Source organism: Cellulosimicrobium sp. XJ-DQ-B-000 (assembly GCF_031119065.1).
GTDB lineage: Bacteria > Actinomycetota > Actinomycetes > Actinomycetales > Cellulomonadaceae > Cellulosimicrobium > Cellulosimicrobium funkei.
In genome coordinates this window covers 263,215-285,227 of sequence record NZ_JAVHYN010000001.1, presented here as the reverse complement: position 1 = coordinate 285,227, position 22,013 = coordinate 263,215, and the positions used below count along the sequence as shown (strand labels likewise).

The following is a 22,013-nucleotide window of genomic DNA, read 5'->3' as shown; positions in this document are numbered from 1 at the left end:
GAAGGTAGCACCAGGCGCGGCCATCGTCTATCCCTACTGGTCAGCGAGCCGTCCACTGCTAGACGCGATCGTCTACAACTTGTAGACTCCCGCGCATGAACGATGGAGCGAACCCGAGCATGCCCACGCGGTTGAGCCTCGCCGAGCTCATCCGCCGACACCAAGACGCGACGGGGGACTCCTACGCGGACATCGCCCGCGCCGCCGGCCTCTCGAAAGCGCGCGTCGGGCAGCTCGCGATCGGCACCGGCGCGAAGCTCCCGCGCGACGAGACCCTGACCAAGCTCGCCAAGGGCCTACGGCTACCGCCCGAGGTCGTGAAGCGCGCTGCGCTCGTCTCGTCCGGCATCGCGGAGAGCGACACGTTCCCCGACTCCGACATCAGCGTGATCGCGGACCGCCTGCAGCAGATCACCCCGCAGTCGCGCCAGATCATCGCCGACCTCGTCGACGTCGTCTGGGCGCGCGAGACCAAGGATGGGTAGGCCGCCCCTCCCCGTCGGCACGTGGGGGACCGTCTTCGTGACCGCGCTCCCGCGAGGCGGCTACCGGGCCCGGACGCGGTTCCGCGACTACGACGGCGTCACGCGCCTCGTCGAGCGCACCGGCCGCACGAAGAACGCCGCCCGCTCGGCGCTCACGACGTACCTCACCGAACGCTCCGCGCCCGCCGGCGACGACATCACCGCTGACACGCGGCTCCGCGTCGTCGCGGAGGTCTGGCACGCCGAGGTGCGCGCACGCGACCTCGCCGCGGGCACCGTGCGCCGCTACCGCGAGGTGCTCGACGACCATGTCCTTCCGGGCGTCGGCGGGCTCCTCGTGCGCGAAGCGACCGTGTCCCGGCTCGACGCGTTCCTCAAGGGCGTCACGACCCGCGTCGGTGCGCCCACCGCCAAGCTCTGCCGAACCGTGCTGTCCGGCACGCTCGGGCTCGCCGTGCGCCACGGCGCGGCCACCGCAAACCCGGTCCGCGACGTCGCCGACATCACCGTGACCCGGCCCGAGTCGCGCGCGCTCACGCTCGAGGAAGTCGCAACGCTGCGCGCCGCCGCCCTCGCCTGGCAGGAGGGTCGCCCGATCAAGCCGACGAGCGGCTACATCGAGCCCGCGCGCGGCCCGCGCCGCGCCGACGACCTCCTCGACATCGTCGACGTCCTCCTCGCGACCGGCGCGCGCATCGGCGAGCTCCTCGCGATCCGGTGGGCCGACGTCGAGCTCGACCCCGACCACGCGGCCGTGACGATCACCGGCACGATCATCAACGTGAAGGACGACGCCGGGCGCTGGCACCTCGAGCGGCAAGCGCACCCGAAGACGTCGACGTCGCGCCGCCGCCTACTCCTCCCGCGCTTCGCCACGGACACGCTCCTGCGCCGCCGCGTCACGCAGCCCGCGGGCAACGTGCACGACCTCGTGTTCCCGTCCAGGAACGGCGCGCTGCGCGACCCGAACAACGTCCGCAAGACGTGGCGGAAGGTGCGCGACCAGGCCGGGTTCGGGTGGGTCACCCCGCACACGTTCCGCAAGACCGTCGCGACGCTCATCGACGCGAACGCCGACCTCGCCGCTGCGGCCGGGCAGCTCGGCCACGCCGGGACCGACGTCACCGCTCGCCACTACGTCCAGAAGACCCACGCCGGGCCCGACGTCCGCGCCGTGCTCGACACCATCGTCCCGAGGGGGAAGCCATGACGCTCACCGAGTTCCTGCTCGCCCGCATCGAAGAGGACGAAACCGCCGCACAAGACGCCGAACCCGGGCCGTGGACGCTTGATCGCGAGAGCCTCCCACAGGCGATCATCGGCGCAGACGGCGACCCCGTCATCCGCGCGGCCAAGGGCGAGCGTGACTGGACCTTCCAGACCTCCGAAGTCGCGTACCACGTCGTCCGCCACGACCCGGCGCGCGTGCTGACGGAGTGCGAGGCCAAGCGCCGCATCGTCGACTACCGCGAGCAGTGCGAGCGCGACCGCGACGAAGCGCCTCGAGAGGCCCGCGACCTGTTCGCTGCCCGGCTCCTGGCGTTCGACGCCACGCTCCGGGCTCTCGCGCTGCCCTACGCGGGCCACCCCGATTACGACGAGGCATGGCGTCCATGACCGTCCTGCGAGTCCGCCTCGACCTGTCCAGCGACCGCTACGGCGAGCACTCCTTCGAGCGGGAGATGCCTGCTGCCCCGAGGGCGGGAGACTGCGTCGACATCGACTCGAAGCGGTTCACCGTGGCGGGTGTCATGTGGACGCCGGACTCTCCGGACGTGGACGTCGTTGTCTCGATGCGCTGACCTGCGCGTTTCCGTGGGGAAAACGTGGGCACCGAGGAAAGTAGACGAAATGCGTAGACGGCCCGTGCCAGCGTTTGCGCTGGTCACGGGCCGTTTCGGTGGTGCCCCGAGCAGGACTCGAACCTGCAACCTACGGATTAGAAGGCCGTTGCTCTATCCATTGAGCTATCGAGGCGCGCGCCCATCGTAGTGGGCGCCGGGCGTGCTCGGGAGGTGGGGCCGCGGTGGTGGAGCCGCAGGTCGGGTGGTCGTGCGTCGTCCGGCGCGTGCGTTTGGCGGGGCCCTCGACAGCGGTCACTATGAACCAGTGAGAACCCCAGACGCCGCCACGAGCGACGCGAGCGCCACCTCGGCCGGCCGGTCGCCGGGCTCGTGGCGCCCCGCTCAGGCGACCGAGGAGCTCGGTGTCACGGTCTTCGACGTCGCGCGCGACCTGCGCCGCGACGTGGCGGACGTGCGCCTCCCGCTCGCGATCGACGGCGCGACCGAGGCCGACGCCTCGCGCCGTCGTCTGCTCACCCAGCTCGACGAGCACCTGCTGCCGCGGCTGCGGGAGCTGTCCTCGCCCGCGATCGTGGTCATCGCGGGGTCGACGGGGGCGGGCAAGTCGACGCTGTACAACTCGCTGCTCGGCGAGGAGGTGTCGCAGGCAGGCGTGCTGCGGCCCACGACGCGCGAGCCGGTGCTCGCGTTCAACCCGCTCGACGCGGACGTCATCGTCGAGGGCCCGGTGACGCGCGTGGCGCGCGTGATCGACCACGACGGCGTGCCGCGCGGCACGGGCCTGCTCGACGCCCCGGACCTCGACTCGCTGCTGTCGGAGAACCGCGACACGGCCAGCCTGCTCCTCGAGGCGGCGGACCTGTGGCTGTTCGTCACGACCGCGTCGCGCTACGGCGACGCGCTGCCGTGGCAGGCGCTGTCGCGCGCGAAGGAGCGCGGCGCGAGCGTCGCGATGGTCCTCAACCGCGTCCCGCGCGAGACGCTCACGACGATCCGCGGCGACCTGCTCCAGCGGCTTCGCGACCACGGCATGGACGGCGTGCCGCTGTTCGTCGTGCCCGACGTCGGCCCGCACGAGGGCCTGCTCGACCGCTCGGTCGTCGCGCCGGTCGCGCGCTGGCTGACGATGCTCGCGGGCCCGGACCGCTCCCGCGCGGTGATCGTGCGCACGCTCAAGGGGTCGCTCGCGGCCCTGCCCGACTGGGTCACCGGCGTCTCGGACGCGGTGGAGGAGCAGGTCGAGGCCGCGGCGGACCTGCGCTCCGCCGTCGAGCGGGCGCTGCCGCCGGTGCAGGAGACCGTGCGCCGCACCGCGCTGGACGGCGCCGTCGCGCACGGGTCGCTCGAGGCGCGCTGGGCCCAGGTGACGGGTGCCGCGCGCGTCGACCGCGTCAAGGTGCGGGGCGGCGTCGTGCGGTCGTCCCGCCGCCGGGGCCGCGCGCGCGACCTGGTGCTCGCCCCGCTGCTCGACGAGACCCGCGACGCGGCGCGCCGCACGCTCGCCGCGGACGGCGTCCTCGCGTACGAGGCGCTGCGGGCGGCGCTCGACGGCGACCGCCCGCTGCCGGGCGGGGCCGCCGTCCTGCCCGCCGAGGACGCCGCCGCCGCGCGCCGGGAGGCGTCCGCGACGACCCAGGTGCAGCAGTGGGCGACGCGCGCCGAGCACGTGGTGACCGCGCTCGGGGCGCCGTCGGCGTCGGAGGCGGGCCGTGCCGCGGTGAAGGCCTTCGGGGAGACGGGCGTCGCGGCGCTGCTCCTCGCCGGCGCGGCAGGGAACGACGACGCCGCCCGGCTCGTGCGCACCGTGCTCGCGGACGAGGGCGACGAGGCGGTCGCCGCGCTGCGCGACGACCTCGCCGACCGGGCCGCGACCATGGTCGAGCGGGAGGCCGAGCCGGTCCTCACGACGCTCGCCGACCCTGCGCTCGCCGCGGACGCCGCCGTCGGCCTGCGCCTACGACTCGCCGAGCTGAGGAGGCTCATGTGACGTCCCACGACGCCCAGCTGCGCGCCCGGGTCGACGACCTCGCGCGCGCGGTGGACCTCGCGGGCGACCGCCTCGACCCCGCCGTCGCGGCCCAGGTGCGCGACGCGATCGGCGGCGTGCGCGAACGGCTCGCGCTCGGCGTCGACCACACCGTCGTCGCGCTCGCGGGCGGCACCGGGTCGGGCAAGTCGAGCCTCTTCAACCGGGTGTCGCGCCTCGATTTTGCCGACGTCGGCGTCAAGCGGCCCACGACGGCCCGGGTCACGGCGTGCTCGTGGAGCGACGCCGCGACGGCGCTGCTCGACTGGCTCGACGTCGACCCCGAGCGTCGCATCACGCGCGACGGCGAGCTCGACGCCGAGGACGAGTCGGCGCTCGGCGGCCTCGTCCTGCTCGACCTCCCGGACCACGACTCGATCGAGCCCGCCCACCGCGCGGTCGTGGACCGGGTGCTGCCGCTCGTCGACCTGCTCGTGTGGGTCGTCGACCCGCAGAAGTACGCCGACGACGCGCTGCACTCGGGCTACCTGCAGAAGTCGACGGGGCTCGAGGGCTCCATGGTCGTCGCGCTCAACCAGATCGACACCGTCCCCGAGGCGCGCCGCGCGTCGCTCGTCGAGGACATGGGCCGCCTCCTGCAGGAGGACGGGCTCGACGGCGTCTACGTCACCACCGTCTCCGCGCGCACCGGCGAGGGCCTGGACGAGCTGCGGTCGCTGCTCGAGCAGGCGGTCGCGCGACGCAGCGTCGCCGCGAGCCGCGTCGCGGGCGAGCTCGACCGCGCCGGGGCGCTCCTCCTGGAGCAGCTCCCGGGCGACGTCCCGTGGACGATGAGCACGGCCGTCGAGGAGGAGGTCGACGCGCTCGCCGACGCGACGGGCCTCGCCGCGGTCGCGGGCCAGGTCGGCGCGGCCGTGCGCAACGGGTACGGGCGGCCCGAGTTCTCGCCGCCGCAGCCCGACGCCGTCGCCCTGTCGCGCTCGCGCTGGCTCGCGCGCGCGGGGCGCTCGCTGCGGTCCGGCTGGCAGAAGGCCCTCGACGAGGCCGTCGCGCCGTCCCCGCGCGTCGCCGAGGCGACGCGGTCCGCGCTCGCGAAGATCCCCCTCGACACGCGCGGGCCGTCGTCCTCGCGCCCCACGCGGCGCGCGGCCTGGTCGGCGCTCGCGGTCGGGGTCGTGGCGGGGGTCCTGGCGGTGCTCGGGTCGCTGCGCGTGCTCGACCTCGGGCGCACGCTCGTCACGGTGTGCGCGGTCGTGGCGGCGGTCGCCGTCCTGGGCGCCGTGGTCGCGTTCCTCGTCGCGCTCCAGGTGCGGCGCACGCTCGCCCGACGCCGGGAGCAGCAGGTCCTCGCCTCGGGGCGCGGCGCGATCGAGCGCGTCGTGCAGGACGCGATGGGCCGGCCCACCCAGGAGCTCCTCGACCTGCACCGGCAGGTGCGCGAGCTGGCGCAGTCCGCGCGGGACAAGACCCCCGCCGCACCGCTCACCGGGGCGCTACGGCTACCCCCAGGCATGGACGGCGCAGGCTCGTCCACAGGCGAGGGCCCGACGCCGGACGCCCCCGCCGCTCCCACCGCACCCTGAGGCGGTGGCCGGGACCAGCCCGGCCGTCGACCTCAGGAGGAACCATGCCCGGTGACGTCACGGTCACGCTGTCCGGCTTCGTCGCGACCACGCCCACGCTGTTCCGCTCGCAGTCGGGCAACGACTTCACGAGCTTCCGGATCGCCCAGACCCGGCGCTACCTCGACCGCGAGCGCGGCGAGTGGGTCGACGGCCGCACGCTGTGGTTCACGGTCAAGGCGTGGAAGAACACCGCGCGCAACGTCGCGCTCTCGCTCCACAAGGGCGACCCGGTCGTCGTCACGGGCCGGCTCTCGCTCGACGAGTGGGACGGCCCGGACGGCCCGCGCACGAGCCTCGTCGTCGAGGCGACGGCGCTCGGCCCGGACCTCACGCTCGGCGAGGCGCGGTTCACGCGCACGGTGCACCGCCGCGACGACGACGCCACGCGCCGCACCGAGGGCGGCCCCGCCGACGCGGTCGACGGCGTCCCGCCCGCTGCGGCCGGCACGCTCGACCCGACCGGGGTGCCCGACACCTCGGGCGGTGTCGAGTCGGGCGCGGGGCCGGGCGTCGGCGGCCGTGAGCCCGTCCCCGGCGAGCCCGCGCTCGACGAGCCTGCCGACGACGACCCGTGGGCGGCGGCGGACGTCGCCGCAGCGCTGGGCGGGGAGCCCGGCGCGGCGGGTCCCGCCGACGACGGGGGCGTCGCCGACGCGCCCCCTGCCGCGGACGACCCCGGCGCCGTGCCCGTCGAGGAAGGCCCGCCCGTCGGGGACGGCCCGCGCGGCGCGGGTGGCCCCGCGGGCGCTCGTGCGCCGCGTGCCCGCACCGCCCGGAAGGGGAGCGCGACGGCCGCCGCCTGAGCCGTGGGACGGGGCGGCGTCGTGACCTTCGACCGGTCGCGGCGCCGTCGGGCGCGTCCCGGCGGCCCGACCGCGTAGGCTGAGTGGTCGACGAATCCCGTACCTCTCCCGACCGAAACGGTGGAACGACAGGCTGTGGCTGAGTTCATCTACTCCATGTACAAGGCGCGCAAGGCGCACGGAGACAAGGTCATCCTCGACGACGTCTCCCTGAACTTCCTGCCCGGCGCCAAGATCGGCGTCGTGGGCCCCAACGGCGCCGGGAAGTCCACGATCCTCAAGATCATGGCCGGCCTGGACACGCCCTCGAACGGTGAGGCGCGCCTCTCCCCGGGGTACAGCGTCGGCATCCTGCTCCAGGAGCCGCCGCTCAACGAGGAGAAGACGGTGCTCGGCAACGTCCAGGAGGCCGTGGCCGACATCCTCGCCAAGAAGCAGCGCTTCGACGAGATCTCCGCGCTCATGGCGGAGCCCGACGCGGACTTCGACGCGCTCCTCGCCGAGATGGGCACGCTCCAGGAGGCGATCGACGCCGCCGACGCGTGGGACCTCGACTCGCAGCTCGAGCAGGCGATGGACGCGCTGCGCTGCCCGCCGCCGGACGCCGACGTGTCGGTGCTCTCCGGTGGTGAGCGACGCCGCGTCGCGCTGTGCAAGCTCCTGCTCGAGAAGCCGGACCTCCTGCTGCTCGACGAGCCCACGAACCACCTGGACGCCGAGTCCGTGCTCTGGCTCGAGCAGCACCTCGCGACGTACCCGGGCGCGATCCTCGCCGTCACGCACGACCGCTACTTCCTCGACCACGTCGCGGAGTGGATCTGCGAGGTCGACCGCGGGCGCCTCTACCCGTACGAGGGCAACTACTCGACGTACCTGGAGAAGAAGCAGGAGCGTCTGCAGGTCCAGGGCAAGAAGGACGCCAAGCTCGCCAAGCGCCTGAAGGACGAGCTCGAGTGGGTCCGCTCGAACGCGAAGGGCCGCCAGACCAAGTCGAAGGCGCGTCTCGCCCGCTACGAGGAGATGGCTGCTGAGGCCGAGCGCACGAGGAAGCTCGACTTCGAGGAGATCCAGATCCCGCCGGGCCCGCGCCTGGGCAACCTGGTCCTCGAGGCGTCGAACCTCCAGAAGGGGTTCGACGGCCGCCAGCTCATCGACGGCCTGAGCTTCACGCTGCCGCGCAACGGCATCGTCGGTGTCATCGGCCCGAACGGCGTCGGCAAGACGACGCTGTTCAAGACGATCGTCGGGCTCGAGCCGCTGGACGGCGGCGAGCTCAAGGTCGGCGAGACGGTGTCGATCTCCTACGTCGACCAGTCGCGCGGCGGCATCGACCCGAAGAAGACGCTGTGGGAGGTCGTGTCCGACGGCCTCGACTTCATCAAGGTCGGCAACGTCGAGATCCCGTCGCGCGCGTACGTCGCGTCGTTCGGGTTCAAGGGCCCGGACCAGCAGAAGCCTGCGGGGGTCCTGTCGGGTGGTGAGCGCAACCGTCTCAACCTCGCGCTGACGCTCAAGCAGGGCGGCAACCTCCTGCTGCTCGACGAGCCGACGAACGACCTCGACGTCGAGACCCTGGGCTCGCTCGAGAACGCGCTGCTCGAGTTCCCCGGCTGCGCCGTCGTGGTGTCCCACGACCGGTGGTTCCTCGACCGCGTGGCGACCCACATCCTCGCGTACGAGGGCACCGAGGAGAACCCGGCGAGCTGGTACTGGTTCGAGGGCAACTTCGCCTCCTACGAGGAGAACAAGGTGGAGCGCCTCGGCGCGGAGGCGGCCCGTCCGCACCGCGTGACGTACCGCAAGCTCACGCGCGACTGAGCGACCGTCGTCGCACGGCTCGGCCACGACGCCGGGCGGGACCCGTTCCCGCCCGGCGTCGGCCCGTCCAGACCTCCAGGCGCCCCGCCGTCAGGACCTCGGCGGTCCAGCGGGACGGACCGTCCCCGCCGTCCGTGGCGGCTCGGCGGCGCGGAAAGGCGTTGACGCCGCCCGTCGGAGGTCGCGAGGATCCCTCGGCATGACCCTCGACCTCGCCCCCTCGCGCGTGCGCCCTTCCTGGCCCGACCTCCCGGCGGCGGTCCGCGCTGCCGTCGAGACCCGGCTGGGTGCCGGCGTCTCGGGCTGGACGAGCCACGACGGCGGCTACTCGCAGGGGCTCGCGTCGACGCTCCGGACCGACGCGGGCGACGTGTTCGTCAAGGCGGTCGGGCCCGAGCACCCCTTCACCGCCGACCTGTACCGGCTCGAGGCGCGGACCGCGAGGGCGCTGCCCGCCGGGACACCGGCGCCTGCGCTCCGCTGGGTGCTCGACGACGACCTCGACGGTGCGGGGACCTGGGTCGCGCTGGCCTTCGACGCCGTGCCCGGCCGGGCCGTCGCCACGCCGTGGCGCGACGACGAGCTCGCGGCGGTCGCGGACCTCGCCCGCCGGATCGGCGAGGTCGAGGTGCCCGCCGACTCCCCGCTCCCGCGCTTCGCGGACACGGTGGAGTGGCGCGAGTGGGAGGACCTCGCGGACCGTCGTCCGGCGGGCCTGGGAACGTACGACCCGTGGGTCGCGGACCGCGTCGACCGGCTCGCCGTGCTGGCGGCGGCGTGGCCCGAGGCCACGGCGGGGGACCACCTCGTCCACGGCGACCTCCGGGGCGACAACACGGTGCTCGTCGACCGTGCCGCCGTCGCGGTCGACTGGCCGTGCGCCGCGCGGGGTGCCGCGTTCTGCGACGCGGTCGGCATGCTCCCGGCCGTGCAGGTCGAGGGCGGTCCGCCGCCCGAGGAGATGCTGCGGCGTCACCCTCTGCCGCGCGACGTCGAGCCCGACGCCGTGACCTCCTACCTCGCCGCGCTGACCGGCTACTTCCTCAAGTCCTCGCTCGACCCGGCGCCGCCGGGCATCCCGCACCTGCGCGCGTTCCAACGGGCGCAGGCCGAGGTCGGCGTGGCGTGGCTCCGGCACCGCCTGGGGGAGTGACCCTCCGCCGGACCGGCTCGTGCGGTCGCGGTCGCCCCTCGCAGGGGCGGTCTCGACCCGTACGCCCGGTCTCGCGGGGGTGCCGGGGACGACCCTGCCGCGTCCCATCGGGCCTGGCCAGCGGCAGTCCGGCAGACTGACGGGATGACGGCCAGCGGTGACTCCGGAGACGACGCGGTCCGTCCGGACGCGCCGACCCCCGACGGCCCTCGTCCCGACGGCCCGCACCCCGACGCGCCGCGCCCCGACGCGCCGCGCCCCGACGCGCCGCGCCCCGACGCGCCGCGCGCCGGCGGGGTCGCGGCGAGCGCCTCGGCGACCACGGGGCTCGTCGAGGCGCTGGAGATCCTGCGGGGGCGGCTCGCCGCCACGCGGCTCCCGCTCGACCTGCCCGGCGCGGCGCTCGCGCGCGAGGACCTCGGCCTCGCGGTCCACCAGCTCGACGACTACCTGCTGCCCCGGCTGCGCTCGCACGCGGCGCCGCTGCTCGTCGTCGTCGGCGGGTCGACCGGAGCGGGGAAGTCGACGCTCGTGAACTCGCTCCTCGGCGAGCACGTCTCGGCGCCCGGCGTGCTGCGCCCGACGACGCGCGCGCCCGTCCTCGTCCACCACCCGCTCGACGAGCGCTGGTTCTCGACCGACCGCGTGCTGCCCGGGCTCGCGCGCGTGAGCGAGCACGGCACCCGGTCCGCCGCCCCCGGCACCGCGACAGGCACCCCGACCGGTCCCGGTACCGGGACCAGGCCCGGCGAGCCCGCCACGCCGCCCGACCCGACGCGCACGCTGCGCCTCGTCGCGAGCGACGCGCTGCCGCAGGGCCTCGCGCTCGTGGACGCGCCCGACGTCGACTCCGTGGAGACGGCGAACCGCGAGCTCGCCGCGCAGCTCCTCGCCGCGGCCGACCTGTGGCTGTTCGTCACGACGGCCGCCCGCTACGCCGACGCCGTCCCGTGGGACCTCCTGCACCGTGCCGCCGAGCGCCGCGCGCAGGTCGCGATGGTCCTCGACCGGGTCGACCCGGGCACCGAGGCCGTGGCCGACGACCTGCGCCGGATGATGGACGAGAACGGCCTCGACGCCGCGACGCTCTTCGTCGTCGGGGAGTCCGAGCTCGTCGACGGCTTCCTCCCCGAGCGGGCGGTCGCCGCGGTGGCGTCGTGGCTCTCCGCGCTGGGCGCGGACGGCGACGAGCGGGACCGCGTCGCGACCGCCACGCGTGACGGGGTCGTGGACGACCTCGTGCGCCGGGCGGTCCTCGTGGCGGGTGCGGCCGACGCGCAGGCGGCGTCGGACGCGCGCCTGCGCGGCGTCGTCGAGCGCGCGTACGACGAGGCGGCGACGACCGTGGACGCCGCGACGAGCGACGGCGCGCTGCTGCGCGGCGAGGTGCTCGCGCGCTGGCAGGACTTCGTGGGCACGAGCGAGCTGTTCCGCTCCGTCGAGCAGGGCGTCGGTCGGGTCCGCGACGCGCTCGCGGCGTTCTTCCGCGGGCGGCCGGCGCAGGCGCCACAGGTCGAGCAGGCGATCGCGCACGGCCTGGAGGCGGTGGTCCTGGACGCGACGGACGTCGCGGCCGAGCGCGCCTACGGCGGGTGGCGCGCGGACCCCGCGGGGTCGGCCCTGCTCGACGGGCTCGACCTGGCGCGGTCGTCCGCGGGCGTGCGGGCGCGCGTCGCGGAGGAGATCCGGGGCTGGCAGTCCGACGTCCTCGACCTCGTGCGCGAGCAGGGAGCGGGCAAGCGCGGCGCCGCGCGGGCGTTGTCCTTCGGCATCAACGGGCTGGGGCTGAGCCTCATGGTCGTGGTGTTCGCCTCGACCGGCGGTCTGACGGGCGCCGAGGTCGGGATCGCGGGCGGGACGGCGATCCTCGCGCAGAAGCTCCTGGAGGCCGTGTTCGGCGACGACGCCGTACGGCGTCTGACGCGGACCGCGCGCGAGCGGCTCGCGGAGCGGGTGCGCGTGGTGCTCGACGACGAGGCGCTGCGCTACACCGCGCAGCTCGACGCGCTCGGGACGGCCGACGCCGACGAGACCGCCCGCTCGGTCCTCGAGGCGGCGCGCGCGGTCGAGGCCGCGGCCCGGGTCGAGCGGTCCGCACGCCCCGCCGTCGCGGCCGGTGTAGACGGCCGGACCGCCGTGGGCCGGCACGCCGCGCGCCTCCTGCGCGGCGCGGGGTGGACCCCGCCGCCTCCGGACGAGCCCGTGGCCGCGCCGGGGGACGAGGCGGCAGAGCCAGCCCGGCGGCCGGGGTTCTGGCGCCGCCTGCTGGGGGGTGAGCAGGCATGACGATCGACCTCGCGGCGCGCACGACCGCGCTGGAGACCGCCGTGCGCGCGGGGGAGGGGCGCGTCGACGCCGACCTGCTCGCCGACGCGCGGACCGTCGTCGCCCGCGCGCGAGAGCGGGCCGGGCTCTCGGCCGACCACACCGTCGTCGCGCTCGCGGGCGCGACCGGCTCCGGCAAGTCGTCGGTGTTCAACGCGCTCGCGGGCACCGAGCTCGCGACGGTCGGGGTGCAGCGGCCCACGACGTCCCACCCGCTCGCCGCGGTGTGGGGCGCGTCGGGACCGGCCGCCGGCCCGGCGGGACCGGCCGCCCTCCTCGACTGGCTCGAGGTGCGGCGACGGCACGAGATGGGCACCCCGCTCACGTCCGGCGACCCGGGCGACGCGAGGGCAGGCGGGGGACTGCGCGCGCTCCTGCGTGGTCGCCGCGCGGGCGAGCTGACGAGCGGCCTCGTGCTGCTCGACCTGCCCGACCACGACTCGGTCGTCGTCGAGCACCGCGTGCGCGCGGAACGCCTCGTCGAGCGTGCCGACCTGCTCGTGTGGGTCGTCGACCCGCAGAAGTACGCGGACGCCGCGCTGCACGAGCGCTACCTGCGCCCGCTCGCGGGGCACGGGTCGGTCGTCGTCCTCGTGCTCAACCAGGTGGACCGGCTCACGCCCGCCGACGCCGACGCGTGCCTCGCCGACCTGCGCCGGCTCGCGGCCGAGGACGGGCTCGCCGACGCGCGCGTGCTCGGCGTCTCGGCTCGCACCGGCCAGGGGCTGGACGAGCTGCGGGGGCTGCTCGCGGACGCCGCGGCCCGGCGGCGTGCGTCGAACGACCGGCTCGCGGCGGACGTGCGGGCGGTCGCGCGCCGCGTCGCGGCGGCGTGCGGGGAGCCCGTCCCGGAGCGGGCGGCGCGCCGCGCGCGCGACGGCCTCGTCGATGCCCTGGAGGCCGCGGCGGGCGTCCCGACGGTCGTCGCCGCCGTGCGCGGCTCGGCCGTGCGGGACGCGCGCGCCGCGACGGGCTGGCCCGTGACGCGCTGGGTCGGCCGGTTCCGGCCCGACCCCCTGCGCCGCATCGGGCTGCGCACCGGGCCTGCGCCGGGCTCGGCCCGCGCGCGGGCGGCGAAGGAGCTGGGGACGGGCGAGACCGCGAGCCGGCCCGAGCTCGTGCGGACCTCGCTCCCGGCGGTCGGCGCCGCGCTGCGGGCCGGCGCCCAGACGGCGGTGCGCGACTACGCGGCCGAGGCCACCGCGGGCGTGCCGGACGACTGGGCGCTCGTCGTGCGCCGTCGGGCGTCCGAGGGTGCGGCGGACCTCGCCGACGCGCTCGACCAGGCCGTCGCGGGGACCGAGCTCGAGGCGGCCCGCCGTCCGGTGTGGTGGCGCGTCGTCGGCGCGTTCCAGTGGCTCGTGCTCGCGGCGCTCGTCGTGGGCCTGCTGTGGCTCGCCGCGCTGTGGGGGTTCACGTACCTGCGCCTGCCCGAGCCGCCGACGCCGGTTCTCACGCTCGGCGGCCCGGGCGCCCCGGAGCTGCCGTGGCCGACGCTGCTCGCGCTCGGCGGGATCGTCGTGGGTGTGCTCGTCGCGCTCGTGTCCCGCGCCGCGGCCGCGGTGGGCGGACGACGGCGGGCGGCGCGCGCCCGACGGCGGCTGCGCGACGCCGTCGGCCAGGTGGCCGACCGGCTCGTGCGGCTCCCCGTGGGCGAGGAGCTCTCCGCGCTCGCGAGCTGCCGCGCCGCGGCCCTCGTCGCCGCGTCCTGACCGTCCGACCTCCAGGCTCGGCGCGGAGGAGCCTCGTGGTCGGCGGGCCGGTGGAGAATGGACCCGGTCCGGTGACCGGGGCACCTGTCCCGCCGGTCGCGCCGGGCCGCACCGTCGAGCGAGAGGACCCTCCATGACCCGTCTGCACGTCCCCGTCTCCCTGCGGTGGTCGGACCTCGACGCGTACGCGCACGTCAACAACGTCGAGATGTTCCGCCTGCTGGAGGACGCCCGCATCACCGCGTTCTGGACCCACCCGGACGCGGGCGAGGACGCCTGGCCGACGGCCGTCCTGGAGACCGGCCCGCACGCGACGAGCCACACGCTCGTCGCGCGCCAGGAGATCGAGTACCTGCGCCCGCTCGGCTTCACGCGCACGCCCGTCCGCGTCGAGCTGTGGATCGGGCACCTCGGCGGGGCCAGCCTCGAGGTCTGCTACGAGGTGCACGACGGCGCCGCGCGCTTCGAGCGCACCGGCCCCACCTCGGGCGGCGCCCCGTACGCGAAGGCCGCGACGACGATCGTCGTGGTCGACGCCGCGACGGGCTCGCCCCGGCGCATCAGCGAGGCCGAGCGCGCGGCGTGGGAGCCGTTCGTCGAGGAGCCCCTGACGTTCCGCCGGCGCCGCTGAGCCCTCGGAGCGGCGGCGTGCGTCGCCGCTCCGGTCAGCCCGGCTCTCGGTCGTCGCGCGGCCGGTCCGCGGAGGGACGACCGCTGCGGGCGGCGCGCTCGGCGGCCTCGGCGACGTTGCGCTGCATGCCGCCGAACACCACGCCGTGGAACGGCTTGACGGCCCACCAGTAGAGCTGGCCCGCGAGCCCGTGCGGGTGGAACAGCGCGCGCTGCGCGAAGTAGGTCCGGCCCGGCCCGCTGGCGTCCTCCGGCGAGGGCCCCGGGGCGTCGGGGTCCGTCGCGTCGGGGAGCTCGGCCGCCGCCTCGTCGACGCGCAGCTCGAGCCACGCGAGGCCCGGGAGCCGCATCTCGGCACGCAGCAGCAGCCGGCGGCCGGGCTCGATCGCCTCGACGCGCCACCAGTCGAGCTCGTCGTCGACGCGGAGGTAGCGCTCGTCGCGCCGGCCGCGGCGCAGTCCCGGCCCGCCGACGACCCGGTCCATGAGGCCCCGCACGCGCCACGCGAGCGACCACGAGTACCAGCCGCCCTGCCCGCCGATCTCCTCGATCACGCGCCAGAGCACCTCGCGCGGTGCGTCCACGACGGTGCGGCGCTCGTCCACGTAGAGCGAGCCGCCCGCCCAGTCGGGGTCGCTCGGCAGCGGGTCCGACGGCGCCCCGGGCACCGACGCGGACGACCAGCGCGTCGTGACCTCGCCGTCGTGGATGCGCTCGAGCGCGAGCTCGACGGCCCGGTCGAACCCGATGAGCCCCTCGGGCGGGTCGGGCACGTACTGCGCGATGTCGTGCTCGTGGCACACGACCTCGTGCTGGAGCGACTCGACGAGGGGTCGGGCGATGCCGCTCGGCACGGGCGTGACGAGCCCGACCCAGTGCGACGACAGCCGGGGCGTGAGCACCGGCACGCTGACGATGCGCCGTCGGGGGAGGTTCGCCACGCGCGCGTACCGCTGCATCATGTCGCGGTAGGTGAGCACGTCGGGGCCGCCGATGTCGAAGCCGCGCGACACGTCGTCGGGCATCGAGGCCGAGCCGACGAGGTAGCGCAGCACGTCGCGGACCGCGATCGGCTGGATGCGGTTGTCGACCCACTTCGGGGTCGTCATGGCCGGGAGCCGCTCGGTGAGGTAGCGCATCATCTCGAACGACGCGGAGCCCGAGCCGAGGATGACCGCGGCGCGCAGGACGGTCGTCGGGACGCCCGACGCGAGCAGGATCTCCCCGACCTCCTTGCGCGACGCGAGGTGCGGCGACAGCTCGCCCTCCGGCACGTCGGGGAACAGCCCGCCGAGGTAGACGATGCGCCCCACGCCGGCCTCGCGCGCCGCGCGCGCGAACGTCAGCGCGGTGCGCCGGTCGCGGACCTCGAACGTGCGCCCGGTGCCGAGCGAGTGCACGAGGTAGTACGCCACGTCGGCGCCCTGGAGCGCCGCCCGGATCTGGTCCAGGTCGCTCGCGTCCGCCTCGACGAGCTCGACGTCGTCCGCCCACTCGCGGCCCGCGAGCCGCTCGGGGTGCCGGGCGAGCGCACGGACCTCGAAGCCGGCACGGAGCAGCTCGGGCACGAGCCGCCCGCCGACGTACCCGGTGACCCCGGTGACCGCGGCCCTCATCCGAGGAGCTCCAGGACCTCGCGCTCGGCGCGCGCCTGCGAGCGCGTCGACCCGATGGTCTCGCCCCGCTCCCACAGGTCGAACAGCCGCGGGTCGATGTACGACGACCTCGCCACGGCGGGCGTGTTCCCGAGCTCCTCCGCGACGTCCTTGACGATCCCCGTGACGACCCGGCGCCGGGCGCGCTCGGACGCGGGCGCCGTGCCGGCGTCGGCCAGGGCGCGCGCCGCGAGCACCGTCGCGTGCCACGTGCGGAAGTCCTTGGGCGTCGCGTCGTCGCCCAGGCGCTCCTTGATGCCGGCCTGGACGTCGGCGCTCGTGACGTCGTGCCACACCGCGCTGCCGGTCGCGGCCACGTCGCGCCACGCGAGCAGCTCGACGCCGCCCCGGCGCCGCTTGAGCGTCGTCACGAGCTCGGCGACCACCGGGTCGTCGACGATCACGTCACGCACCTGGCCGGACTTCGCCGGGTAGTGGAAGTGCACGCTCCCGTCGCGGCGGACGCGCGCGTGCTCCTTGCGGATCGTGGCGAGGCCGTAGCTGTTGTTCTGCTTCGCGTAGATCTCGCCGCCCGCCCGGAAGTACGCGAGGTCGAGCAGCCGGAACGCGAGCGCCAGCACCTTGTCGCGCGGCATGCCGGGGAGCTCGAGCTCGCGCGCGACCCGGCGCCGGGCGGCGGGCAGGCGACGGCCGACGTCGAGCACGTGGTCGTGCTTGCGGCGGGCCCGCCGCACCTGCCACTGCTCGTGGTAGAGGTACTGGCCGCGCCCGGCGACGTCCCGGCCGAACGCCTGGATGTGCCCGTTGGGGTACCGGCAGATCCAGACGTCGGACCACGCGGGCGGGACGGCGAGGCGCTCGCACCGCGCGACCTCCTCCTCGTCGGCCAGGGGCAGGCCCTCGACGTCGAGGAACACCCACGCGTCGCCCTTCGGGCGGCGGGTGTACCCCGGCGAGGTCACGGTCACGCGGCGCAGTCGCACCAGGACAGTGTCGGGCCGACGCGCGTCCGTCGCCCGTCAGAGCGCGGGGAGGCGGACCATGCCCTCCTGGGCGATCGACGCGACGAGGGTGCCGTCCTGCGCGAACACCCGCGCGGCGCCGAGCCCACGTCCGCCCTGGGCGCTCGGGGCGGACTGCACGTAGAGCAGCCACTCGTCCACGCGCACGTCGCGGTGCCACCACATCGCGTGGTCGAGGCTCGCGATCGACATGTCGGGCGTGACCCAGCTCGTGCCCGCCTGGCGCAGGATCGGCTCGAGCATGACCTGGTCGCACGCGTACGCCATGAGCGCACGGTGCAGCAGCTGGTCTTCGCCGACGTCGCCGCGCGCCCGCATCCACACCATCTGGTGGTCCTTGGGCTCGTGGTCCGGGTGCAGGTAGAGCGACCCGCCCACGTGCCGCAGCTCGAACGCCGAGTGGTGCGACCAGAACCGCGCGATGGGGTGGTCGATGCCGCCGAGCACGTCGAGCGCGGACGGCACCTCCTCGGGGGGCGGGGCGGCGGGCATCTCGGACGCGTGCTCGATGCCGCCCTGCTCCTCCTGGAACGAGGAGATCATCGACAGGATCGGCTTGCCGTGCTGGATCGCGTGCGTCCGGCGGGCGCTGAACGAGCGCCCGTCGCGCAGCCGCTCGACCGCGAAGTCGATGGGCACGTCGAGGCCGCCGGGTCGCAGGAAGTACCCGTGCAGCGAGTGGGGGAGCCGGCCCTCGGGGACCGTGCGGCCCGCGGCGAGGACCGCCTGCGCGAGCACCTGCCCGCCGTAGACGCGGCCCGTCGGCTGGTGCACGGAGACCCCGCGGAAGTGCTCCGGGTCGGCGGCCGACCCGTCGCCGTCGCCGACCCGCTCGAGGCGCAGCACGTCGAGGAGGTGGTGCAGCGGGTTCGGGACCTGCTCGCGCGGGGCGGCGTCCGACGTCGGGCCGGGGGAGGCCGAGGAGGTCGACGGCGGGGTGGGCTCGGGGGTCACGGGTGGGGGCTCCTTCGCTCGGGCGGCGGGTCGGTCAGTCCTCGAAGGTGTTGAGGAGGGAGTGCGCCGCGCGCTCCAGATAGTCCCACAGCGTCGCCTCCTGGATCGGCGGCAGGTCCAGGGTGTCGACGGCGGCGCGCATGTGCGCGAGCCAGCGGTCGCGCGCGTCGGGGTTGACCTTGAAGGGCGCGTGCCGCATGCGCAGGCGCGGGTGGCCGCGCTGCTCGCTGTACGTCGTCGGGCCGCCCCAGTACTGCTCGAGGAACGCGGTGAGCCGCCAGCGCGCCGGGCCGAGGTCCTCCTCGGGGTACATGGGCCGCATGACCGGGTCGTCCGCGACGCCCTCGTAGAACGCGTCGACGAGGCGCACGAACGTCTCGTGCCCGCCGACCTCGTCGTAGAACGTGCGGCTCGGGCGGACCGGCGCGGTCGCGCCCGCGGGGCCGGCCGGCGCGCCGTTCGACAGTCCGGCGACGGGCAGCGTCGGGCGGGGGGTGGGCTCGGTCGTCACCGGCCCATCATCGCACCGGCGGCGGCGCGCTCCCGAGCCCGGAGCCGCCGCCCGGGGGCGGTCCGGGCGCACGTCACAGCCCGAGCTCGGCGAGCACCGGCAGGTTCTCGCGCACGACGGCGCGCGCCTCGGCCGCGCTCTCCGCCTCGACCGCGAGGCGCGCGAGCCGTCGGCACTCGTCGACGTCGACCTCGCGCAGGAGCGCCGCGACGTCGGGGATCGCGCGCGCCGTCATGGACAGCGACGACACCCCGAGCCCGACGAGCACGACGGCGAGCACCGGCTGGGACGCCGCCTCGCCGCACACGCCCACGGGCCGGCCCTGCTGGGCCCCGCCCGCGCACGTCGCCTCGACGAGCCGGAGCACGGCGGGCTGCCACGGGTCGCTCAGCTCCGCGAGCGAGCCGAGGAGCCGGTCCGCGGCCATCGTGTACTGCGTGAGGTCGTTGGTGCCGATCGACGCGAACGCCGCGCGCGCGAGGATCGGCCCGGAGAGCAGGGCGGCGCTCGGGACCTCGACCATGACGCCCGCCACGTCGAGGCCGTGCGCGCGGCAGCGCTCGACGAACCACTCGGTCTCCCCGACGGTCGAGACCATGGGCGCCATGACCCACACCTCGGCCTCCTCGGCCGCGGCGGCCTGCGCGATCGCGTCGAGCTGCTGCTCGAGCAGCTCCGGCCAGCGCGCGGCGGTGCGCAGCCCGCGCACGCCGAGCGCCGGGTTCTCCTCGTCGTCGACGGTGAGGAAGTGCAGCGGCTTGTCCGCGCCGGAGTCGAGGGTGCGGATCACGACCTTGCGCCCGCCGAACTCGCGGAAGACGGTGCGGTAGGCGGCGACCTGCTCCGCGACGGTCGGCGGCTGCTCGCGGTCGAGGAAGCAGAACTCGGAGCGGAACAGCCCGACGCCCTCCGCGCCGGACGCGGCTGCCGCCGCGGCGCCCGCCGGGTCGCCGACGTTCGCGAGGAGCTGCACGCGGTGCCCGTCGCGCGTGCGGCCCGTGCCGTCGAACGTGCGCACCTGCTGCGAGCGGGCCCGCGCCGCAGCCACCTGCTCGGGCGACGGGTGCACGACGACCGTCCCGGCCGCGCCGTCGACCAGCACGACGTCCTCGGGAGCGAGCGCCGCGCTCGCTCCCGTGGCCGCGACGACCGCGGGGATGCCCTTGGCGTTCGCGACGATAGCGGTGTGCGACGTCGGCCCGGCGCCGTCGGTGACGATCGCCAGCACGCGCGCGGGGTCGAGCGCGGCCGTGGCCGACGGCGCGAGGTCGTACGCGACGAGGACGAACGGCTCGGTGTGCTCGGGCACGCCGGGCGCGGGGCGGTCGGTGAGGGCCGCGACGAGCCGGTCGCGGACGTCCGCGACGTCGCGGGCGCGCTCGGCGAAGTACCCGCCGAGCTCGGTGAACTGCCGCACGACCTCCTCCGCGGCCTCCCACACCGCGCGCTCGGGCACGAGGTGCTCGTCGAGCACGCGCCGCCGCGCGTCAGCCGCGAGCGTGGGGTCGGCCGCCATCGCCGCCGTCGCCTCGAGGACGTCGCGCGCGTCCCCGTCGGCGGCGTCGGCGGCGCGCTGGAGGTCGCCCGCGACCTGCTCCGCCGCGGCGTCGACGCGCCGCGCCTGCGCCTCGTGGTCCTCGCGCGGACCCATGCGCAGCCCGGGCGCCGGCTCGTCGATGGCCTCCGGCATGAGCACCACCGGCCCGACGACCGTGCCGGGGCACACGCCGATGCCCGTGATGACCTGCCGTGCCTCGTCCTCGGTTCCGCCCGTCACGACCCTCGCTCCTCGTCCGCCTCGGGCGTGCGACCCGGGTGCCCGGGCCGGTGCGCACGCGTGCCCGTCACGGTCCGACCGCCAGGCGCCGCGCACGTCCCTGTTGCGGGGGCGTTGCGGGGCCGCGTCGATCCGGTGACAACCTCGCCAGGAGACTAGGCTGTTCCCAGGTGCTCGGCACCCCGACACCCCGGATCCCCCGCGCGGATCCCCACCCGCGACTCGCCTCAGGAGACACTTTCGATGAGCACCCCCTCGGACCAGAAGGCACAGAACATCCTCGACGCCCTCGGGGGTCAGGGCAACGTGGTCGACCTCGAGCCGTGCATCACGCGCCTGCGCGTCGAGGTCACGGACCCGCAGCTCGTCGACGAGGCGCGCCTCAAGGCGACGGGCGCGTTCGGCGTCGTGCGCTCGGGCCGCGTCGTCCAGGTCATCGTCGGCCCGGAGGCCGACAACCTCGCTGCGGAGCTCGACGGCCTGCGCTGAGTCCCCACCGGGTCCCTCCGCGCGGAGGGACCGGCGCCGTCGTGGTCGTGCCCGACGGCGCCGCGCGGCTCAGGACGCCGGGCCGCCCGCCGCGTCCTGCACCACGGTCGCCGCGGCGGCGCCGCGCCGCTCGCGGGCCGCCTGCGCGGACCGGTCGCCCGTGTCGTCGGGCCGGTCGTCGGCCCGCGCGTCGGTTCGGTTGTCGGCCCGGTCGTCGGGCAGCGACGGCGAGTGGTCGAGGACGACCACCTGCTGCGCCCCGGCCAGCGGGACGCGGGCGTCGGACAGCGCCTGCCGGACGCGCGAGCGCAGCGCGCGCGCCACCTCCCACTGCATCGCGGCCTGCGTCTTGACCTGCACCCTGAGCTGCAGCGCCTCGGCCGTCATGGCCTCGATGCCCGTGACCTCGGGCGGCTCGAGGAAGTACGTGCCGAGCACCGGGTCGCTCCCGACCTCCTCCGCGGCCGCGAGCAGCGCCGCGCGCACGGCCTCGACGTCGGCCCAGTACGCGACGCGCACGTCCACCACCGCGCGCCCCCACTCCTGGGTCTTGTTGCCCGTCCGCAGGATCTCGCCGTTGCGGACGAACCACAGCGTGCCGTTGCCGTCGCGGACCTTCGTCACGCGCAGCGCGACCTCCTCGACGGTGCCCGTGACCTCGCCGAAGTCGACCGTGTCCCCGACGCCGTACTGGTCCTCGAGGAGCATGAACGTGCCCGAGAGGAAGTCCTTCACGAGGCTCTGCGCGCCGAAGCCCAGCGCGACGCCCGCGATGCCGGCCGACGCGAGGAACGGCGCGATGTTCACGCCGAGCTCGGTGAGCACCATGAGCACGATCGTCGCGCCGATGACGATGTTCGCGGTCGAGCGCAGCACCGAGCCCACGGTCCGCGCCCGCTGGGCCCGGCGGGCGCTCGCGAGCGGGTTCGCGCGCAGCAGCACGCTGCCCACCTCGGAGCCGCCGAGGCCCTTGAGCCGCTTGCCGCGGAGCGTGGGCGTGCCCTCGGCGATGTGCTCGGAGACGCGACGGATGAGCCGGCGCACGACCGCGAGGACGAGCGCCCCGATCAAGACGATGAGCAGCACGCGCAGCGGGAGGCCGACGAACCACTCGAACCAGTCGTCGGGGTTGCTCGGGTCGAAGCCGTTGCTCAGCTCTTCCGGGACCTCCGCGGGCACGCGCACGGCAGGAGCGAGAAGGGGGAGGGACATGCGGGCAGGGTACCCGGGGCACATGAGAGCGCCCCGGGCACGCCGGGCGATCGTCCTGCTCGCAAGGCCCTGGTCTGGCAGGATGCAGG

At 75.7% G+C, this 22,013-nt stretch carries 19 protein-coding genes and 1 tRNA gene; 13 read left to right on the top strand and 7 right to left on the bottom strand.

The window, feature by feature from the left end; all coding sequences use genetic code 11:
- Window positions 1-95 precede the first annotated feature (95 nt).
- Genes RDI86_RS01295 through RDI86_RS01280 form a run of 4 tightly spaced genes read left to right on the top strand, consistent with a single transcriptional unit; the run spans window position 96 to window position 2,287 of the window.
- Window positions 96-485: a helix-turn-helix transcriptional regulator gene (locus tag RDI86_RS01295; protein ID WP_308820450.1), complete on the top strand. Its 390-nt coding sequence runs from the start codon at window positions 96-98 to the stop codon at window positions 483-485.
- The gene (locus RDI86_RS01290; protein ID WP_308820449.1) at window positions 478-1,695 is read left to right on the top strand and encodes a tyrosine-type recombinase/integrase; all 1,218 of its coding nucleotides are present in this window, start codon (window positions 478-480) and stop codon (window positions 1,693-1,695) included. Before RDI86_RS01295 ends, RDI86_RS01290 begins: the two co-directional genes overlap by 8 nt.
- Window positions 1,692-2,102, top strand: coding sequence for a DUF6221 family protein (locus RDI86_RS01285; RefSeq protein WP_308820448.1), 411 nt, complete (start codon window positions 1,692-1,694; stop codon window positions 2,100-2,102). Before RDI86_RS01290 ends, RDI86_RS01285 begins: the two co-directional genes overlap by 4 nt.
- A complete protein-coding gene (locus tag RDI86_RS01280; protein WP_308820447.1) occupies window positions 2,099-2,287 on the top strand; it encodes a hypothetical protein in 189 nt (62 codons plus the stop codon). Before RDI86_RS01285 ends, RDI86_RS01280 begins: the two co-directional genes overlap by 4 nt.
- Window positions 2,288-2,386: 99 nt before the next feature.
- On the opposite strand, the gene RDI86_RS01275 is transcribed toward RDI86_RS01280, so the two are convergent.
- Window positions 2,387-2,462: transfer RNA gene (locus RDI86_RS01275), tRNA-Arg, on the bottom strand.
- Window positions 2,463-2,594: 132 nt separating this feature from the next.
- Here RDI86_RS01275 and RDI86_RS01270 point away from each other — a divergent pair.
- From RDI86_RS01270 to RDI86_RS01235, 8 genes are all read left to right on the top strand, one after another.
- Window positions 2,595-4,277 (top strand): GTPase, encoded by a 1,683-nt coding sequence (locus tag RDI86_RS01270; protein ID WP_308820446.1) that lies wholly within the window; start codon window positions 2,595-2,597, stop codon window positions 4,275-4,277.
- Entirely contained in the window at window positions 4,274-5,860 is a 1,587-nt protein-coding gene (locus tag RDI86_RS01265) for an ABC transporter (protein ID WP_076406691.1), read from the top strand. The genes RDI86_RS01270 and RDI86_RS01265 overlap by 4 nt, the downstream gene beginning before the upstream one ends.
- Before the next feature lie 44 nt (window positions 5,861-5,904).
- Window positions 5,905-6,705, top strand: a complete 801-nt coding sequence (locus RDI86_RS01260) for a single-stranded DNA-binding protein (protein WP_308820445.1) — start codon at window positions 5,905-5,907, stop codon at window positions 6,703-6,705.
- 135 nt (window positions 6,706-6,840) lie between these two features.
- A complete protein-coding gene (ettA, locus tag RDI86_RS01255; protein ID WP_021483138.1) occupies window positions 6,841-8,523 on the top strand; it encodes an energy-dependent translational throttle protein EttA in 1,683 nt (560 codons plus the stop codon).
- Between the two features lie 199 nt (window positions 8,524-8,722).
- Window positions 8,723-9,676, top strand: a complete 954-nt coding sequence (locus RDI86_RS01250; protein ID WP_308820444.1) for a phosphotransferase — start codon at window positions 8,723-8,725, stop codon at window positions 9,674-9,676.
- Window positions 9,677-9,820: 144 nt separating this feature from the next.
- Window positions 9,821-11,962 carry a GTPase domain-containing protein gene (locus RDI86_RS01245; protein WP_308820443.1) on the top strand — a complete coding sequence of 714 codons (2,142 nt, stop codon included), beginning with the start codon at window positions 9,821-9,823 and terminating at the stop codon, window positions 11,960-11,962.
- Window positions 11,959-13,713: a GTPase gene (locus RDI86_RS01240; protein WP_251177024.1), complete on the top strand. Its 1,755-nt coding sequence runs from the start codon at window positions 11,959-11,961 to the stop codon at window positions 13,711-13,713. Before RDI86_RS01245 ends, RDI86_RS01240 begins: the two co-directional genes overlap by 4 nt.
- 133 nt (window positions 13,714-13,846) lie before the next feature.
- Window positions 13,847-14,344, top strand: a complete 498-nt coding sequence (locus RDI86_RS01235) for a thioesterase family protein (protein ID WP_043658693.1) — start codon at window positions 13,847-13,849, stop codon at window positions 14,342-14,344.
- Between the two features lie 34 nt (window positions 14,345-14,378).
- On the opposite strand, the gene RDI86_RS01230 is transcribed toward RDI86_RS01235, so the two are convergent.
- The 5 genes from RDI86_RS01230 to ptsP all read right to left on the bottom strand — a co-directional run bounded on the left by RDI86_RS01230 (window position 14,379) and on the right by ptsP (window position 20,223).
- Window positions 14,379-15,959, bottom strand: a complete 1,581-nt coding sequence (locus RDI86_RS01230) for an SDR family oxidoreductase (protein WP_076406699.1) — start codon at window positions 15,957-15,959, stop codon at window positions 14,379-14,381.
- On the bottom strand, window positions 15,956-16,945 hold the full coding sequence (locus tag RDI86_RS01225; RefSeq protein ID WP_168946045.1) for a DNA topoisomerase IB: 990 nt from the start codon (window positions 16,943-16,945) through the stop codon (window positions 15,956-15,958). Before RDI86_RS01225 ends, RDI86_RS01230 begins: the two co-directional genes overlap by 4 nt.
- Before the next feature lie 33 nt (window positions 16,946-16,978).
- A complete protein-coding gene (locus RDI86_RS01220) occupies window positions 16,979-17,827 on the bottom strand; it encodes an acyl-CoA thioesterase II (RefSeq protein ID WP_308820745.1) in 849 nt (282 codons plus the stop codon).
- Between the two features lie 142 nt (window positions 17,828-17,969).
- A complete protein-coding gene (locus RDI86_RS01215) occupies window positions 17,970-18,401 on the bottom strand; it encodes a globin (protein ID WP_044144497.1) in 432 nt (143 codons plus the stop codon).
- A gap of 118 nt (window positions 18,402-18,519) precedes the next feature.
- Window positions 18,520-20,223: a phosphoenolpyruvate--protein phosphotransferase gene (ptsP, locus tag RDI86_RS01210; RefSeq protein WP_163184780.1), complete on the bottom strand. Its 1,704-nt coding sequence runs from the start codon at window positions 20,221-20,223 to the stop codon at window positions 18,520-18,522.
- Window positions 20,224-20,430: 207 nt separating this feature from the next.
- Here ptsP and RDI86_RS01205 point away from each other — a divergent pair, with 207 nt between their 5' ends.
- On the top strand, window positions 20,431-20,712 hold the full coding sequence (locus tag RDI86_RS01205; protein WP_255181276.1) for a glucose PTS transporter subunit EIIB: 282 nt from the start codon (window positions 20,431-20,433) through the stop codon (window positions 20,710-20,712).
- Window positions 20,713-20,781: 69 nt separating this feature from the next.
- Here the strand turns inward: RDI86_RS01205 and RDI86_RS01200 are convergent, their stop codons facing one another.
- Complete coding sequence (locus tag RDI86_RS01200; RefSeq protein WP_308820442.1) at window positions 20,782-21,924, bottom strand: mechanosensitive ion channel family protein; 1,143 nt, start codon at window positions 21,922-21,924, stop codon at window positions 20,782-20,784.
- Window positions 21,925-22,013 lie beyond the last annotated feature (89 nt).